At 72.7% G+C, this 15,444-nt stretch carries 15 protein-coding genes; 7 read left to right on the forward strand and 8 right to left on the reverse strand.

Features of this window, described 5'->3' with window-relative positions:
- Positions 1 to 10: 10 nt before the first annotated feature.
- From ACIRBX_RS08815 to ACIRBX_RS08830, 4 genes are all read left to right on the forward strand, one after another.
- The gene (locus tag ACIRBX_RS08815; RefSeq protein ID WP_402294756.1) at positions 11 to 985 is read left to right on the forward strand and encodes a hypothetical protein; all 975 of its coding nucleotides are present in this window, start codon (positions 11 to 13) and stop codon (positions 983 to 985) included.
- 1,042 nt (positions 986 to 2,027) lie between these two features.
- Positions 2,028 to 3,323, forward strand: coding sequence for a C40 family peptidase (locus ACIRBX_RS08820; RefSeq protein WP_402294758.1), 1,296 nt, complete (start codon positions 2,028 to 2,030; stop codon positions 3,321 to 3,323).
- Between the two features lie 298 nt (positions 3,324 to 3,621).
- Entirely contained in the window at positions 3,622 to 4,380 is a 759-nt protein-coding gene (locus ACIRBX_RS08825) for a S1 RNA-binding domain-containing protein (RefSeq protein WP_402294759.1), read from the forward strand.
- Between the two features lie 334 nt (positions 4,381 to 4,714).
- On the forward strand, positions 4,715 to 5,224 hold the full coding sequence (locus tag ACIRBX_RS08830) for a signal peptidase II (protein WP_402294761.1): 510 nt from the start codon (positions 4,715 to 4,717) through the stop codon (positions 5,222 to 5,224).
- 193 nt (positions 5,225 to 5,417) lie between these two features.
- Here the strand turns inward: ACIRBX_RS08830 and ACIRBX_RS08835 are convergent, their stop codons facing one another.
- From ACIRBX_RS08835 to ACIRBX_RS08845, 3 genes are all read right to left on the reverse strand, one after another.
- Positions 5,418 to 5,975, reverse strand: coding sequence for an SMI1/KNR4 family protein (locus tag ACIRBX_RS08835; protein ID WP_402294763.1), 558 nt, complete (start codon positions 5,973 to 5,975; stop codon positions 5,418 to 5,420).
- Entirely contained in the window at positions 5,972 to 6,379 is a 408-nt protein-coding gene (locus tag ACIRBX_RS08840; protein WP_402294765.1) for an HD domain-containing protein, read from the reverse strand. The genes ACIRBX_RS08835 and ACIRBX_RS08840 overlap by 4 nt, the downstream gene beginning before the upstream one ends.
- A gap of 497 nt (positions 6,380 to 6,876) precedes the next feature.
- Complete coding sequence (locus ACIRBX_RS08845) at positions 6,877 to 8,406, reverse strand: helix-turn-helix domain-containing protein (RefSeq protein ID WP_402294766.1); 1,530 nt, start codon at positions 8,404 to 8,406, stop codon at positions 6,877 to 6,879.
- Positions 8,407 to 8,525: 119 nt separating this feature from the next.
- Here ACIRBX_RS08845 and ACIRBX_RS08850 point away from each other — a divergent pair, with 119 nt between their 5' ends.
- Entirely contained in the window at positions 8,526 to 9,794 is a 1,269-nt protein-coding gene (locus ACIRBX_RS08850; protein WP_402294767.1) for a GNAT family N-acetyltransferase, read from the forward strand.
- A gap of 126 nt (positions 9,795 to 9,920) precedes the next feature.
- Here the strand turns inward: ACIRBX_RS08850 and ACIRBX_RS08855 are convergent, their stop codons facing one another.
- The 3 genes from ACIRBX_RS08855 to ACIRBX_RS08865 are packed head-to-tail and all read right to left on the reverse strand — an operon-like array spanning position 9,921 to position 11,624.
- The gene (locus tag ACIRBX_RS08855; protein ID WP_402294768.1) at positions 9,921 to 10,694 is read right to left on the reverse strand and encodes a TetR family transcriptional regulator; all 774 of its coding nucleotides are present in this window, start codon (positions 10,692 to 10,694) and stop codon (positions 9,921 to 9,923) included.
- An 11-nt stretch (positions 10,695 to 10,705) separates the two neighbouring features.
- Complete coding sequence (locus ACIRBX_RS08860) at positions 10,706 to 11,203, reverse strand: hypothetical protein (RefSeq protein ID WP_402294769.1); 498 nt, start codon at positions 11,201 to 11,203, stop codon at positions 10,706 to 10,708.
- A gap of 16 nt (positions 11,204 to 11,219) precedes the next feature.
- Complete coding sequence (locus ACIRBX_RS08865) at positions 11,220 to 11,624, reverse strand: hypothetical protein (RefSeq protein ID WP_402294771.1); 405 nt, start codon at positions 11,622 to 11,624, stop codon at positions 11,220 to 11,222.
- Positions 11,625 to 11,747: 123 nt separating this feature from the next.
- Here ACIRBX_RS08865 and ACIRBX_RS08870 point away from each other — a divergent pair, with 123 nt between their 5' ends.
- A complete protein-coding gene (locus ACIRBX_RS08870; protein WP_402294773.1) occupies positions 11,748 to 12,299 on the forward strand; it encodes a GNAT family N-acetyltransferase in 552 nt (183 codons plus the stop codon).
- Positions 12,300 to 12,335: 36 nt separating this feature from the next.
- On the opposite strand, the gene ACIRBX_RS08875 is transcribed toward ACIRBX_RS08870, so the two are convergent.
- Positions 12,336 to 13,595, reverse strand: a complete 1,260-nt coding sequence (locus ACIRBX_RS08875; RefSeq protein WP_402294775.1) for an MFS transporter — start codon at positions 13,593 to 13,595, stop codon at positions 12,336 to 12,338.
- Between the two features lie 123 nt (positions 13,596 to 13,718).
- Between ACIRBX_RS08875 and ACIRBX_RS08880 the strand changes: the two genes are divergently transcribed.
- Complete coding sequence (locus ACIRBX_RS08880; protein WP_402294776.1) at positions 13,719 to 14,690, forward strand: LysR family transcriptional regulator; 972 nt, start codon at positions 13,719 to 13,721, stop codon at positions 14,688 to 14,690.
- 77 nt (positions 14,691 to 14,767) lie between these two features.
- On the opposite strand, the gene ACIRBX_RS08885 is transcribed toward ACIRBX_RS08880, so the two are convergent.
- Positions 14,768 to 15,385, reverse strand: coding sequence for a YceI family protein (locus tag ACIRBX_RS08885; RefSeq protein ID WP_402294778.1), 618 nt, complete (start codon positions 15,383 to 15,385; stop codon positions 14,768 to 14,770).
- Positions 15,386 to 15,444: the final 59 nt, after the last annotated feature.

Genomic DNA, 15,444 nt, shown 5'->3' on the forward strand with positions numbered 1-15,444 from the left:
GGTACGGCCCGTGATCGAATCCCTGTTGGACGGCTACCGGACGCACATCGTGGCTGCCCACAAGCAGCCGCTGTTCCTGCTGCTGGTGGGGTTCATCTCGTCGTTCGTCTTCATCCGGGTCAGCGTCCGGATGATCCGGGCGAAGGTGCGCTGGTGGCCGGGCAACATCACCCCCGGCGGCCTGCACATCCACCACATGGTCTTCGGCCTGGGCTTCCTGCTGTTCGGCGGGATCGGGGTCTTCGCCACCAACGGCGGGCACCCGTGGATCGACTGGTTCGGCCTCACCTTCGGCATCGGCTGCGGGCTGGTGCTGGACGAGTTCGCGCTGATCCTGCACCTGGACGACGTCTACTGGAGCGAGCAGGGCCGCAAGTCCGTGGACGCGGTGATCATCGGCATCCTGGTCACCGGCCTGCTGCTGATCGGCTACGTCCCGCTCGGCGTCGTCCCGGGGGAGGACACCCGCTGGGGTCTGGTCGCGGTGATCTCCTTCAACTCGCTGGCCTCGATCGTCGCCCTCTTCAAGGGGAAGATGTGGACCGGCCTGCTCGGCATCATGGTGCCCGGCATCTCCTGGGTCGGCGCCGTCCGGCTGGCCCGTCCCAGCAGCCCGTGGGCGCGCTGGCGGTACGAGCGCCGTCCGCGCCGCAGGGCGCGCGCCCTCCGGCGTGAACGGCTGCTGCACGCTCGGGCGGACCGCGCACGCACCTGGCTGTTCGACCTGATCGCGGGCGCCCCCGACAAGGTCCCCGCCAACCACCCCGCCGCCCACCGGGTCGCCGAACGGATGGCCGCCTCCGCCACCGCCCACCTCGACGCCCACACCGCCCGCTCGCTGGCCCGCCGCCACGCCCGCCTCGCCGACCGCAGCCCCACCCCCCGGGCCACCACCCGTGCCACCACCCCCGACCGCCGCTCCCCGGCCGCCCGCCGCCGCCGCACCGTCCACGCCGGCCGCCACCGCCCGTACGCCCGCCGCTGACCCGGGGCGGCGCCCCGGCCCCGCCCGCCACGGCAGTCCGCGACCCCGGGTCCCGCTGGCCTCTGACGGCACGCTCACCCCTCGGGCGGGGGCGCTTCCCGTCACCCGCCCGGGGTCAAGAGTTGACTTACCGTCAACCACCGCTGACGACGACCCACCGGACGGCCACCCCGGCCCCACCCGCCTGACCGCCACCCGCAGACCGCGGACCGTCACCCGCCTGACCGCCCGGAGCCTGCGGTGGGCGACCACCCTCGGGCGGCGAAGTGGGGCTCGCCGCAGGCGGTCCCGGCCGGCCGTCCGTCGGGGCCGTCGCAGGCGGGGCGGGTGCTCCCGTCGGCTCCTCCGGTTGCCCCGGGGTTCGTTGGGGGCGGTGGTGTAGCCGGGGAGTACCTGTCCGGTCGTTCCGGCCCTGCTCAGGGGCCCGCCGTAGGCGCTCCCGGTCGGTAGTTCCCTGAAGCCCGCCGCAGGCGAGGCCGCTCGGACTGTCGTCCTGAAGCTCGCCGTGGGCGGGAGCGTTGCCGGGCTGGTCCAGTCGTTCCGGTCCTGGCCAGGCGCCCGCCGTAGGTGCTCCCGGTCGTAGCTCCCTGAAGCCCGCCGCAGGCGAGGCCGCTCCGGTTGTCGTCCCGAAGCTCGTCGTGGGCGGGAGCGCTGCCGGGCTGCGCCGATCCGGTCGTTCCGGCCCCGGTCTGGGGCCCGCCGCTGGCGCTCTTGGTCGGTAGTTCCCTAAAGCCCGCCGCAGGCGAGGCCGCTCGGGCTGTCGTCCTGAAGCTCGTTGTGGGCGGGAGCGTTGCCGGGCTGCGCCGGTCCGGTCGTTCCGGTTTTGGTCCGGAGGGCTCGCCGCAGGCGGTCCCGGCCGGCCGTCCACCGAAGCCCGCCGCAGGCGAGGCGGCGGCGCCGAAAATCCGACATCTCACCCGAACGGCGCCGTGGGTCTGGCTCTGAGTCCCCGTCAGGTCTGAGACTATGACCGAGAGTGACTGATTTGTCACCTGATGGGATAGTTGGCTGATCGTCAGGCGGCGTGAGCGAGAGGACCCTTGTGACCCGCAGACTCCTCCCCACCCTGGTGCTCACCCTGGCCGGCCTGCTCGGGCTCCTCCCCGCCGCCGTGGCCGCCCCCGACCCGTACCCGTCCACCGAGGACATCGCCGCCGCCCGGGCCGACGAGGCCAGCGCCCAGGCGGACACCGCCGCGATCGAGGCCAGCCTCACCACCGCCCAGAACGACCTGGAGCGGGCCGGCCGTGAGGCCGAGCAGGCCGTCGAGGCCTACAACGGAGCCCAGGCCCACCTCAAGCGGGCCCGCGCCGAGGCCGCGACCCGCGCCGCCCAGGCCGCCACTGCGGAGGCGGCCCGCGCGGAAGCCGCCGAGACCGCCGCCGCGCTGGCCGCCGAGACCTACCGGCAGGGCGGCGCAGGGCCCCAACTCTCCGCCATCGACGCCCTGCTGGGAGCCCGTGGTCCGGCCGCCGCCGGCCGTCAGGCGGCGGCCGTCGGCGTGATCGGCGCCACCACCAAGGCGATCCTGGACGCCGCCACCTCCACCGCCGCCGAGGCGGCCCGTACGGCCGAGGCCGCCCGGGGGGCCGAGGAGGACGCGGGCCGCGCCGCCGACGCCGTGCACCTGGCCAGGATCGCGGCCGAGTCCCGGCTCGCGAGCCAGCAGACCCAGGTCACCGAGATCGCCGCCCGCCGCGAGCAGCTCCTGACCGCCCTGGCCGCCGCCCGCAACACCACCCTCGAACTCGAGCGTCAGCGCCGCGAGGCACTGGAGGCCATCGCCGCCGAGCAGGCCGCCGCAGCCGCCCGCGCAGCCGAGGAGGCCGCCGCCCGCGAAGCGGCAGCCGCCGCAGCCGCCGCCGAGGCCGAGGCCGCCGCGAAGGCCAAGGCCACCAAGCCCGCCCCCTCGTCGTCCCCCTCGTCCTCGTCCTCATCCTCCGACTCCTACGCGGCCGACACCCCGTGGTCCGCCGACGGTGCCGCCGCCGCGATCGCCTTCGCCCGTTCCAAGATCGGCCTGCCCTACATCTGGGGCGGCGAGGGCCCGGCCGGCTACGACTGCTCGGGGCTGACCATGATGGCCTGGCGCAAGGGCGGCAAGTCCCTCACCCACTTCGCGGCCGACCAGTACGCCGAATCCACCCCGGTCTCCTACGCCCAACTCCGGCCGGGTGACCTGGTGTTCTGGACCGACACCGGCCGGGCCCGCGACATCCACCACGTCGCCATCTACATCGGCGACGACCAGATGATCGAGGCCCCCCGCCCCGGCACCGTCATCAAGCAGGCCAGCCTCTGGATCATGGGCCGCCCGGACTTCTACGGCCGCCCCTGACCGGAGCCGGCCGGGTATGGGTTCCCACTTCACGGACGCCTCAGTGGTCGGCGTGGACCTGAAGGCCGTGCATCGGCACCGGACGACGACGCTGCCGTGACCGGCAAGGCCCGCGGACCCGCTGCTGCAGGGAGAAGAGCCGCCGTTCGGGGCAGGTGCCCTCACGCCTCCGGGGAGAGCGGATTCTCGAGTCGACGTACTGCCCCCGTGAAAGGCTGTCGTCATGGATGAAGCGTCGGACGATCAAGCCATACGGAGCTTTCTGTCAACGATTCACGTAGGTGACCTCTGCAGCGGGGTGGCAACCGAGATCACCCGCTCTCACGGGGTGGCGGTGACGCTGGACGGATTCACCGCCAAGCCGCTGGGGTCCGTCTGGCCGCTCGACGTGTCTTGGCGACAGCCCAGGGCCGAAGCCGTGCAGGTCGGTCAGCGGATCACCGGCGAGGTGATGGCCGTCGACCTGGAAGAAGGCCACGTCCGGCTGTCACTGGCTGCCACCGAGAATCCGGAGCTCTGGACGTTTCTGAACCGACTCGACCGCGGCGAGATCCTCTCCGGCACGATCGCGGCCATCGAGTCATTCGGCGTGTTCGTGGCGCTGGACGACGGCCCTGAGCACCCGGTCTTCCCCGGCGTCGGATTCATCACGATCCCCGAACTCTCCTGGAGCCGCTTCGAAGCAGCGTCGGACATCGTGCAGGTCGGGGAGCACGTCTCTTGCGAGTTCCTTCAGTTCGACACCTGGAACGGAGAGGCCCGGCTGTCCTTGCGAGCGGTGCAGCCGGACGCCTTCCAGGTCTTCGCCGACGGCCATGCGGTGGGTCGGACATTGCGCGGAGTCGTCACCGAGCTGGTTCCATTCGGCGCTTTCGTCCAGGTGGCCGACGGCATCGAGGGACTGGTCCACCTCGACGAGCTCGCCCGGACGCCGGTGAAGACGCCAGAGGACGCGATCCAGGTCGGCGACGAAGTCTCGGTCGTCGTCATCGACCTCGACCGAGAGCGGCGAAGGCTGGCCCTCTCACGACGGCAGGCCGCTGTTCCGGCCTGGTGAACCTTCCCGTTGTCTCGTCCCCGCCAGAAGCGTGCGCCGCGAGGGTCAGCCGACTGCGCTGCGAGCCTCAGCGGACCTGCCACCTGAGAGTCACCAGGACGAGCGCGATGTCCGGTACGTGCCTGGGCACTTCAACGAGTACCCGGGCGCGGCCCGACCACCCTGCCAGCGAGGGAAGTGCAAAGACGACGGGTCAAAATCCACGCGAGATCGCTGGGAAGCGGCTCATCGGCCCAGCTCATCTCGACACCGAACGAAGATCATGAATGGAACCTGCAACGGGCCGGATAGTCTCGGGAACCTCAGTTCGGGATCGCCGGGTACGGAGGCCAGGATGGTGCGGGTGGAGCGGGGTTCGGGCCGGCTGTACGGGGTGATGCTCGTCCTGGCGGCAGTGGTCCTGCTCGTGGACCAACTCACCAAGCTGTGGGCGGTCTCCGCCCTCTCCGGCGGCGAGCGGGTCGCCGTCGTCCCGCCGCTGATCCACTTCCGGTTGCTGTACAACCCCGGTGCCGCGTTCTCCCTGGGCAGCGGTTCGACCTGGGTGTTCACCCTCGCGGCGGCAGCGGGTGTGGCCGGCATCCTGTACACCGCCCGGCGGCTGACCTCGACGGCCTGGGCCCTGGTGCTGGGCGCGATGCTCGGCGGTGCGGTGTCCCACCTCGGTGACCGGCTGTTCCGTGCGCCCGGCCCGGCCCGGGGGCACGTGGTCGACTTCATCGACTACGGCCCGTTCGTCGGCAACGTCGCCGACATCGCCCTGGTCGGCGCCGCCGCCACCCTGATGCTGCTCACCCTGCGCGGAGTGCAGCTCGCCGGTGCCCCGGCCGAGGAGTCGGCCTGAGCGCCGGGCTGACGCAGCCTCGGACCGGCGGAGTGCCGGTGTCGTCGTCCCGGTGGACCGCACGGGCGGGGCGGCCTGCCCTGCGCGCCGCCCTCGTCGCGGCCGTACACGGCCTGCTGCTCGCCCTGCGCGTCCCGGCCCCGTCCGCCACCCCCTGACGGGCCTTCACCCCACACCCTTCCCTGGCGATCCCTCACCCCAGGGCGCGATCCGCCTCGGTCCAGCTCATTGCCGACACCAGGTCCTCGAAGTCGGGGAACTCCCGGGCGGCCTGCTCGACCACGATCGCGGCCGGCCGCCGTGGGCCGGGCGCGAACTCCTGCGCGATCAGCGTCAGTTCCGCATGCGGACGGGCCTGCCGTCGCCGCCCCGCCGCGTGCTCGGCGGCCTCCTTCGGCCCGAAGCCGTCCGCCAGCAGCCAGAGGAAGTCCCCCAGGTCCCGGGCCACCACGGCCGCCTCGCCCTCCGACCCCAGGAAGACCACCGGCTGATCCGCCAACGGCCGCCCCGGTCTGGTCAGCCACACCGCCGCACAGCCACCCGAGCCGTCGGCCCCGAAGACCAGGAACTCGCTCCCGTTCTGCTCCTCGTTCCCGCACCACTCCCGGAACCACTGCGCGGTCTCCGCCGCCGGCAGGAACCCGCCCAGGGCCTCGAAGTCCACCCCGCTCTCTCCGCCCTCCCCGGCGAACGGCACCGCCATCGCCGCCGCCAGGCCGCCCGGGAACTCCCGCCCTCCAGAGATCGTCATGCCCGGAGGCTAACCGCCCCCTCGGACACCGAGGAGACCGAGGAGACAGCCCCTAACGCCCCCCGAACCGCCGCCGCTTCGCCGCCTTGCTCCACCCGGCCGGCCAGGCCGTCCACCTGGCAGGCAAAGGCGGGGGTGGCCTTCCCCACGTCGTGGGTGGCCGCCAGCCAGACCACGACTGCCCGCGCCCGCTCGCGATCCCCCTCGACGACCGCCGCGATCAACTCCCGGACGTTCTCCGGCGCCCAGCTGTCCCACAGCAGCCCCGCCACCGCACCGCTGTCCGCCATGTGCCGCCACAGCGGCAACCACGCACCGGTACCCTGCTCGGACTTGGCCCAGACAGCACGAGCGGCAGGCGAGAGCCCGGCTGGCAACCCCGGATCGGGCGTCGCTCCAATCACGGGCCCAATTGAACACGCCGACGACTGCTTCGGGTCCGGATGAATAGAAGAGACTGATCTTGCACTCTGTTTGATCGATCGCTGGGGATATCACTTCGGTGCGACCCGTCCCCACCTGGCCTCGCGAGACCCGAGCAGCACAGCAGCAGGCGGCCAGAAAGCTGACCCCGCATGCGCGGGGAGCAGTGCGTCTGCACGACGGAATCGACAAGTTCGTTGGGACCAACCCCGCATGCGCGGGGAGCAGCGCTGCACCTCGCCGATCGCTGCGCACTTGAGGGGACCAACCCCGCATGCGCGGGGAGCAGTCTCCGTGACCTGGGGTGATGTCAGCGGAGGTGGGTGGTGCGTGCAACTTCCTTCGAAGCGGGCATTGCAGACAATCTGTAGAGAGTGGACCTGCGCGTCAGGCTATCGGCGACCACCGCCCCGGTCACAGCTCCCGAGATGATGTCCGGCGCCAAGTCATCGTTGCCCGGCGCCACTCCGACTGCCCGTCAGATGTCGCGGAACGTCTCGATGTTGGCGCCGATCGAGTTGAGCCGCGCCGCGAGGTCCTCGTAGCCCCGGTTGATGACGTAGACGTTGCGCAGCACCGACGTGCCCTCCGCCGCGAGCATGGCGAGCAGCAGCACCACGGCCGGCCGCAGGGCCGGCGGGCAGACCGTCTCGGCGGCCCGCCAGCGGGTCGGGCCCTGCACCAGCACCCGGTGCGGGTCGAGCAGGGTGACGTCCGCGTTCAGGCGGGTCAGGTCGGTCAGGTAGATCGCCCGGTTGTCGTAGACCCAGTCGTTGATGTGGGTGGTGCCGTGAGCAGCGGCGGCGATCACCGCGAAGAACGGGACGTTGTCGATGTTGATGCCGGGGAAGGGCATCGGGTGGATCTTGTCGACGGGGGCGGTGAGCTTGGACGGACGGACCGTCAGGTCGACCAGGCGAGTGCGGCCGTTGGCGGCGGGGTACTCGGGGGTGCGGTCGTAGTCGAGGCCCATCTGCTCCAGCACCGCGAGCTCGATCTCCAGGAACTCGATCGGCACCCGCCGGATGGTCAGCTCCGAGGAGGTGACCACGGCGGCGGCCAGCAGGCTCATCGCCTCGACCGGGTCCTCGGCCGGCGCGTAGTCCACGTCACAAGTGATATCGGGCTGTCCGTGCACCACCAGCGTGGTGGTGCCGATGCCCTCGACCTTCACGCCCAGCTGCTCCAGGAAGAAGCACAGGTCCTGGACCATGTAGTTGGGGCTGGCGTTGCGGATCACCGTCACGCCGTCGTGCCGGGCGGCGGCCATCAGGGCGTTCTCGGTGACGGTGTCCCCGCGCTCGGTCAGCACGATCGCCCGCCCCGGCGAGACCCCGGGCTCGACGTGCGCGTGGTAGCTGCCGTCGGTGGCGGCGACCTCCAGGCCGAACTGCCGGAGCGCGCCCAGGTGCGGCTGCACCGTCCGCGTCCCGAGGTCGCAGCCGCCCGCGTAGGGGATGCGGAAGCGCTCGGCGCGGTGCATCAGCGGGCCGAGCAGCATCAGCACGCTGCGGGTGCGCACCGCCGCCGCCTCGTCCATGGCGTCCAGGTCGAGTTCGGCAGGCGGGGTGAGCTCCAGGTCGCGGCCGTCGTTGACCCAGCGGGCCTTGACGCCGATGGAGGAGAGCACCTCCAGGATGCGGTAGACCTCCTCGATCCGGGCGACCTGGCGGAGCGTCGTGCGGCCGGTGGTGAGCAGCGAGGCGCAGAGCAGGGCGACGCTGGCGTTCTTGCTGCTGCGCACCTCGATGGCGCCGCTCAACTGCCGTCCGCCGTCGACCCGCAGGTGCATCGGGCCGGCGTAGCCGAGCGAGACGATCTCGCTGTCCAGCGCCTCGCCGATCCGCGCGACCATCTCGAGCGTGAGGTTCTGCTGGCCCTTCTCCATCCGGTTGACCGCGCTCTGGCTGGTGCCGAGCGCCTCCGCGAGCTGGCCTTGGGTCTTGCCCTTGTGCTCGCGGGCGGTGCGGATGAGACCGCCGATGCGCTTGAGGTAGTCGTCGCTCATTCGCCAGACGATATCTCATATGTGAGATGAGGAAGGCTGGGAGGGTCCTGGGAGTCCCTGACCGCCACCCGGCGGAAAACCGGATGCCCGGCCCTGACGGTGCGTCGTACGGTGGCTGGATGGGCAACGACGGACCTGGTGACCAGGTCGAGATCCGCTACATCACCGAGGACGACCTCCCGGCTTGGGACCGCGCCCTCACCCGGGGCTTCCTCCGTCCCCACATCGGGGTGGGAGGTGAGTTCCGCAGTCTCATGTTCGAGCCGAACCGCTTCCAGGGGGCGTTCGACCCCTTCGACCCGACCCGCTGCGTGGCCACCTTCCGCAGCTTCGACACCGAGCTGACCGTGCCGGGCGGCGGCACCGTCCTGGCCGACGCGGTCTCCGCCGTCACGGTCAACTCGACCCACACCCGGCGCGGCCTGCTCACCCGGATGATGGCCACCGACCTGGCCGACGCCGCCGCCCGGGGCTGTGCGGTCGCGATCCTGCTCGCCGCCGAGTACACCATCTACGGCCGCTTCGGCTTCGGTCCCGCCTCCCGGATCGAGGGGCTGAAGATCGACGTGCTCGGCAGCCGCGGCATCCGGGACGACCTGCCCCGGACGGCCGGCCGGGTCGACTTCGTCTCGATGGCCGAGTACGGGAAGGTCGGTCCGGAGCTCTACGACCGCTGGCGCCCCGGCCAGCCAGGGGCGATCGAGCGCAAGCCGTACCGGTGGAAGATGTACACCGGCGAGGTCGCCGCACCGGGCTACGACTGGAAGGAGCCGTTCGTCGCCGTCCACCGGGACGAGCACGGCACCGTCACCGGCCTGGTCGCCTACAAGGTGGACGACACCTGGGACGGCGGGCTGCCCAACTGCACCCTCACGGTCATGGACTTCATCGCCCTGGACCCCACGGCCGCGGTCGCCCTCTGGCGCCTGGTCTTCTCGGTGGACTGGGTCCGCACCGTCGTGGTGGAGAACCTCGGCGCCGACGACCCGCTGCCGTACTTGCTGACGGACCCGCGCTACGCCGTCCCCGGCGAGGAGTACGGCGACGCCACCTGGCTCCGGCTGCTGGACGTGCCCGCGGCCTTCGCCGCCCGGACGTACGCCGCCCCCGGGCGCGTGGTGCTGGAGGTGACCGACCGTCAGGGCTACGCGGCCGGCCGCTGGGCGCTGACCGTGGCCGAGGACGGCACCGGCCGGGCCGAGCGCACCGAGGATCCGGCCGAACTCGCTCTCGACGCTGCCGAGTTGGGCGCCCTCTACCTCGGCTCCGAATCCGCCTCCCGGCGGGTGCCGGCCGGCCTAGTGACGGAGCTGCGCCCGGGGGCGGCGGCCACCGCCGACCTGCTGCTCCGCACGCCGCTGAGGGCCTGGAATCCCGAGCCGTTCTGACCCGCGTCCTGCGCCCTGCGGTCCTGCGCCCTGCGGTCCTGCGTCCGGCGGTCCTGCGTCCGGCGGTCCTGCGTCCGGCGGTCCTGCGTCCGGCGGTCCTGCGCCCCTGCCCCGTGGCCGACCGGCTCAGGGCTTCTGGGTCCGGCCGATGGTCGGCAGGATGAAGTCCTGGATCAGGCCCTTGGCGTCCCGGACGATCGGGCGGAACACCCGGTACCGGGAGAGCGTCAGCAGCTTGGCCGCGAACGGGGTCGAGCGCCGGACGAACTCCCGGGTCCGCTCGGTGTCCTCGGTGCGGTCGAAGACCCAGTAGAGCACCACGACCATCAGGTGCAGCCAGAGCAAGTCGGGCAGCAGCTCGGCCAGTTCGGCGTCCAGCTTGCTCTCCAGGGCCGAGCCGGCCAGGACCTCCCCGAACAGCGCCACGGCGGTGGCCCGGGCCGGGTGCGACTCGTTGGAGAACGGGCTCAGCGAGCTGTTCGGGTCGGCGGCGGTCCGGAAGAACTGCGAGGCGAACTCGTGGTACGGCGCCGCCGTGTCCAACCAGGACTCCAGGGCGATCTGCAGCCGGTCGGCGAAGTCGGTGTGGCCCGCCATCCGGACCCGGGCGTCGGCGGCGTGGTCGTACGTCATCAGGTCGTAGAAGCCCTGGATCAGGAACTCCTTGGACTCGAAGTAGTAGTACGCGTTGCCGACCGAGACCCCGGCCTCGGAGGCGATCGCCCGCATCGTGGTCTTGTCGTAGCCGCGCTCCTTGAACAACCGCATCGCGGTGTCCAGGATCAGCGCCCGGGTCTGCTCGCTCTTCCCGGTCTTGGGGAGGGCACGGCCGCCCGGAAGCTCCGTGGCCTGCTCGGCGGCGGTGCTGCTGGCGCTCTCTTGCTGGTTCGGCTGCTCCACGCTGGTTGAGCCTACCCGGACGGCGTGCCCGGCAGCGGACATGAGTCGTCGTCACAGGCCGGGCCACCGAGCGACCCGCCGGAGCGATCGTCGGCCGGGCCGACGGCCCCGCCGCCGGCCGGGCCCGGCGGCACTGCGGCGCCGGTGGCCCGGCGGTACGCGCTGGCGGCGAGCGCGGCGGCCCGCGCCATCGGCAGCCCGGCGGGCGTGGCCAGCGAGACGGCCAGCGCCCGGTGGTCGGCCAGGGCCCAGAGTGCGGTGACGAAGGCCGGGGCCCCGCGCCAGACCTCGCCGGTGTCCGCGACCACGGTCAGTTCGCCGAGCGAGGCGTCGTGGTCCAGCCCCGGGAAGCGCCGCCGGGCGGCAGGGGAGCCGACCACGACCAGGTCGACCGGTAGCAGTTTCGGCTGGGCCTGGAGCCATCCGGTGAGGTGTCGGCAGAGCAGGCAGCCGGGATCGTGCAGCACGGTGAGGCGGGTGACGGGAGCGGCTGCCGGGATGGTGGTCATGGAAGGTGACTCCCCGTCAGAGCGGCTGGGGGGCGACGAAGCCCTGCGGTGCGACCGGCGGGCGCTGCTGCTTCTCCAGCGAGCCCCGGCGGCGGATCCGGTTGAGCACGTAGACGTTGGCCAGGTGCATCACGCCCAGCACCAGGAGCACGGTGCCGAGCTTGTAGGAGACCGCCTCGAAGACCCCGGCCGCGTCCTCGGCGCGGGCGTCGCTGCGCATCCAGAGCGCGACGAAGCCGAGGTTGATCAGGTAGAAGCCGACCACCAGCAGGTGGTTGACCGCGTCGGCCAGCCGGTCGTCCCCGGCGAAGACGTCGGTGAGGAAGAGGCGGCCGTTGCGGCGCAGGGTGCGGGCCACCCAGAAGGTGACCCCGGTGGCCACGGGCAGGTAGACGGCATAGCTGACGACCGTGAGGTCCATGGAGCGACTCCGTTTCGAACGTGTTCAAAACTCTTGGGCATGACTGTAGGCCCTTTCTTGAACATGTTCAATACGGCTGGTCCGGGGTCGTTCGCGGCCGGGGCGCTGTGGCAGGCTCCGGGCATGGACCAGTTGCTCATCCGGCCCGGCACCGCCGCCGACGCCCCTGCGGTCGCCGCCCTGCACAGCGCCAGCTGGCGCACCGCCTACGCGGGCATCGTCCCGGCCGCCGCGCTCGGCGACGGGCTGGCGGCCGAGCGCCGCGAGCTCTGGGAGCTGCGGCTGACCGTCGACTACGGCGAGCCCGCGAACACGCCCGTCCTGCTGATCGCGGAGCGCGCCGGTACGGGTGCCGGTGCCGGTACCGGCGGAGAGGTGGTCGGCTTCGCGTACCTGGAGCCGCAGCCGGACGGCCGGGTGCTGCTCGACAACCTGCACGTCCGGCCGGGGCTGACGGGGTGTGGGATCGGGGCCCGCCTGCTCGACGCCTGCCGGGCGCACTGCCGCGAGCGCGGCCGGGCGTACGGTGCGGAGGGCGTGCTCTACCTGGAGGTGCTCCGGGCGAACGTCCGGGCGGTGGCCTTCTACGAGCGCGAGGGCGCCGTCCGCACGGCCGAGCGCACGGGCTGGTTCCCGGGCGGGTACGCGCTGCCGGAGTACGAGTACACCTTCTGAGGCGGCCGGCCCCGGGCGGGAACCGCTGAGGGACCGTCAGCCGGCGACGGGCACCTCCGCCCCCTCGTGCGTGCCGCCACCGCCCGTGGCCCGACCGGTCGCCCTGTTCAGTTGCCGGTGGCCCGCTGCGGTCACGGCGAGGGCGAGCAGGGCCGCGGCGGCCGGGATCGCGTAGCCGGTGCCCGGGGACGCGTGCTGGGCGACGGCGCCGCCGACCGCCGCTCCGGCGGAGATGCCGACCAGGATGCCGGCCACCGCGAGGCCCATCCCCTCGTTCAACCGGCCCTCGGGGAGCACCTCCTGCACCAGCGTCATACCGGTCACCATGGTCGGGGCCACCGCCACCCCGACCGCGAACAGCGCGGGTCCGAGCAGCGCGAGTCCGCCCCCGGCCCGGCCGACCAGCAGGGGCAGCAGCACCAGGAGGGCCAGCACCCCGAGGCCGGCGAGCAACCGGGTGGCGGGCCCGGTCCGGCTCCGGACCAGGCCGGACAGCAGCCCGGAGATCCCGGACCCGGCCGCCACCAGGCCCAGCAGCCAGCCCGCCGCCGCCCGGTGCCCGAGCGCGTCGGCGTACGCGACGGTGGTCACCTCCATCGCGCCGAACAGCACCCCGGTCGCGGTGAAGACCGCCACCAGCAGCCGGAGCCGTCGCGACCGCAGTACCCCGGACCGTGCCGTCCCGGGGGCGGCCAGGGGAGCGACCGGCGGCTCGGTCCGTCGCTGCGCCGCGAACAGCAGCAGCCCGGTGCCGCCCAGCACCGCGCCGGTCAGCAGTCCGGCCTCCGGGAAGAGCGAGGTGCACAGCGCCATCCCGAGCACCGGCCCGGCCATGAAGCACACCTCGTCGAGCGACTGCTCCAGGGAGTTGGCGGTGTGCCGGGCGTCCGGGTCGTCGGCGTACAGGTGGGCCCAACGGGCCCGGGCCATGCCGCCGAGGTTGGGCAGGACCGAGGCGAGCGGCTGGCAGACGAAGAGCGTCCAGGCGGGCGCGCCGTAGTGGGCGCAGAGCAGCAGTCCGGCCATCGGCCCGGCGGCGGCCAGCACGCAGGGCACCGAGACCCGGGCCTGCCCGTACCGGTCGACCAGCCGCCCGAGCAGCGGCATCCCGACCGCCACCGCCGCCACCCCGGCGGCCGAGACCGCCCCGGCCAGTGCGTAGGAGTCCCACCGGGTGGCGACCAGCACGACGGTCGAGACGCCGGTCATCGAGAAGGAGAGCCGGGCCAGCAGCCCGGTCAGGGTGAAGGCGAGCGCGCCGGGAGCGGCGAACAGGCGGCGGTACGAGGCGGACACGGAACTCCTGAACGGGCGTCAGTGGGGGATGCCACCCACCCTGACCGCCCGCACCCGGCCCGGTCCAACACCTGTTCGGAACGATTGACGCACTGGTGTTGTCAGTTCGGCTAGGGTGCCCGGATGCCCCGTGATCTCCACCCCAGGCTGCTGCGCGGCTTCGTCGCCACCGCCGAGACCCTGCACTTCGGCCGGGCCGCCGAGCGGCTGCACGTGGCGCAGCAGGCGCTCAGCCGGGACGTCCGGGGACTGGAGGAGGCGCTGGGGCGACGGCTGTTCGACCGGACCACGCGGAGCGTGCGGCTCACCCCGGACGGGGAGCGGCTGCTGCCGAAGGTGCGGGAACTGCTCGCGCTGCACGACGAGTTGCTGGGCGGCCCGGAGGCGGGCCGGCCGTTGCTGGTGGACCTGGGCAACGACGTCGACGGGCTGGACCTGACCGGCGTACGGGTCCTGGCGGCTGCCCGGGAGGCCTGCCCGGAGCAGGAGTTGCTGGCCCGCTTCCACGGTGGACTGGCCGCTGCGGCGGGGGAGTTGCTGGCGTACCGGCTGGACGCCGCGTTCGGGCGGTACGCGGGGCTGGCGCCGGACGTACGGGCCGCGCTGGTCCAACTGCCGGTCCGGTGCGAGGAGATGGCGGTGATGCTGCCGCTCGGTCATCCGCTGGCGGGGTCGGCCCGGGTGCCGCTGGCGGCGCTGGCCGGGCATCCGGTGGACATCTGCGCGGGGAACCCGACCACCACCGAGTGGACCGCGCTGGGGCGCCGGCTGCTGGACGCGTTCGGCCTGGTGGCGGCCGATCCGCACGTGCCGCCGGTCGGGGTGGACGAGGTGGGGCACTACCTGGCCCGGCACGGTGAGGCGATGCTCACCACGACGGGCGGCCCCGGGATACCCGGGGCCGTGACCCTGCCGTTGGTCGATCCGGTGCCGCTCGCCCTGGTCAGCCTGGTGCACCGGCCGGGGGAACGCCATCCGGGTCTGCGGGCCCTGTGGGAGGCGGCCGGGCGGCTCGCCGTCCGTGAGGACTGGCTGCGCCGTCCGGCGGGCAGTTGGCTGCCCGCCGAGGACGCTGCGCTGCTGCCGGGGAGCTGAGGCCCGGGAGTCCGGGTGTCGGGGCGCCGGTCCCGGGGATGGAGTCCCCGGGGTCGCGCTCCGGACTCGAGGTGGGGTCAGCCCTGCTTGACGGCGGAGATGTCGAAGGTGAGCTTGACCTTCTCGCCGATCAGCACGCCGCCGGTCTCCAGCGCGGCGTTGTAGCTCAGGCCCCAGTCGGTGCGGTCGACGGTGGTCGAGCCCTCGAAGCCGACCCGCTGGGCGCCGTACACGTCGGTGGCGCTGCCGGTGTACTCCAGGTCGAGCACGACCGGGCGGGTGGTGTCCTTGATGGTCAGCTCGCCGGTCATCCGGTACGAGTCGCCGTCCAGGCGCTGGGCGGAGGTGGAGCGGAAGGTGATCTCCGGGTAGGTCTCGGCGGCGAAGAAGTCGCCGGTCCGCAGGTGCTCGTCGCGCTGGCCGTTGCCGGTCTCCACGCTGGCCACCTTGATGGTCAGGGTGGCGGTGGAGTTCTCCGGGGTGGTGCCGTCCAGCTTGAGCAGGCCCTCGTGCTCGGTGAACTGGCCGCGCACGTTGGTGACCATGGCGTGGCGGACCGCGAAGCCGATGCTGCTGTGCGCGGCGTCGATCGCGTAGTCGCCGGTCAGGTGGGAGAGGTCCGGGCCGGCCGGGCGCTCGGCGACGGCGGTGGTCGTGGTGGCGGCGGCGGTCTTGTTGCGGTTGAAGATGCCCATGGCTGCTGCTCCTCGGGGTGCGAAGCCAGTTGTTTAGGCTTCAACTTTGTCGATGGCTC

It is taken from the genome of Kitasatospora sp. NPDC096147 (assembly GCF_044763225.1).
In the GTDB taxonomy this organism is placed as follows: domain Bacteria; phylum Actinomycetota; class Actinomycetes; order Streptomycetales; family Streptomycetaceae; genus Kitasatospora.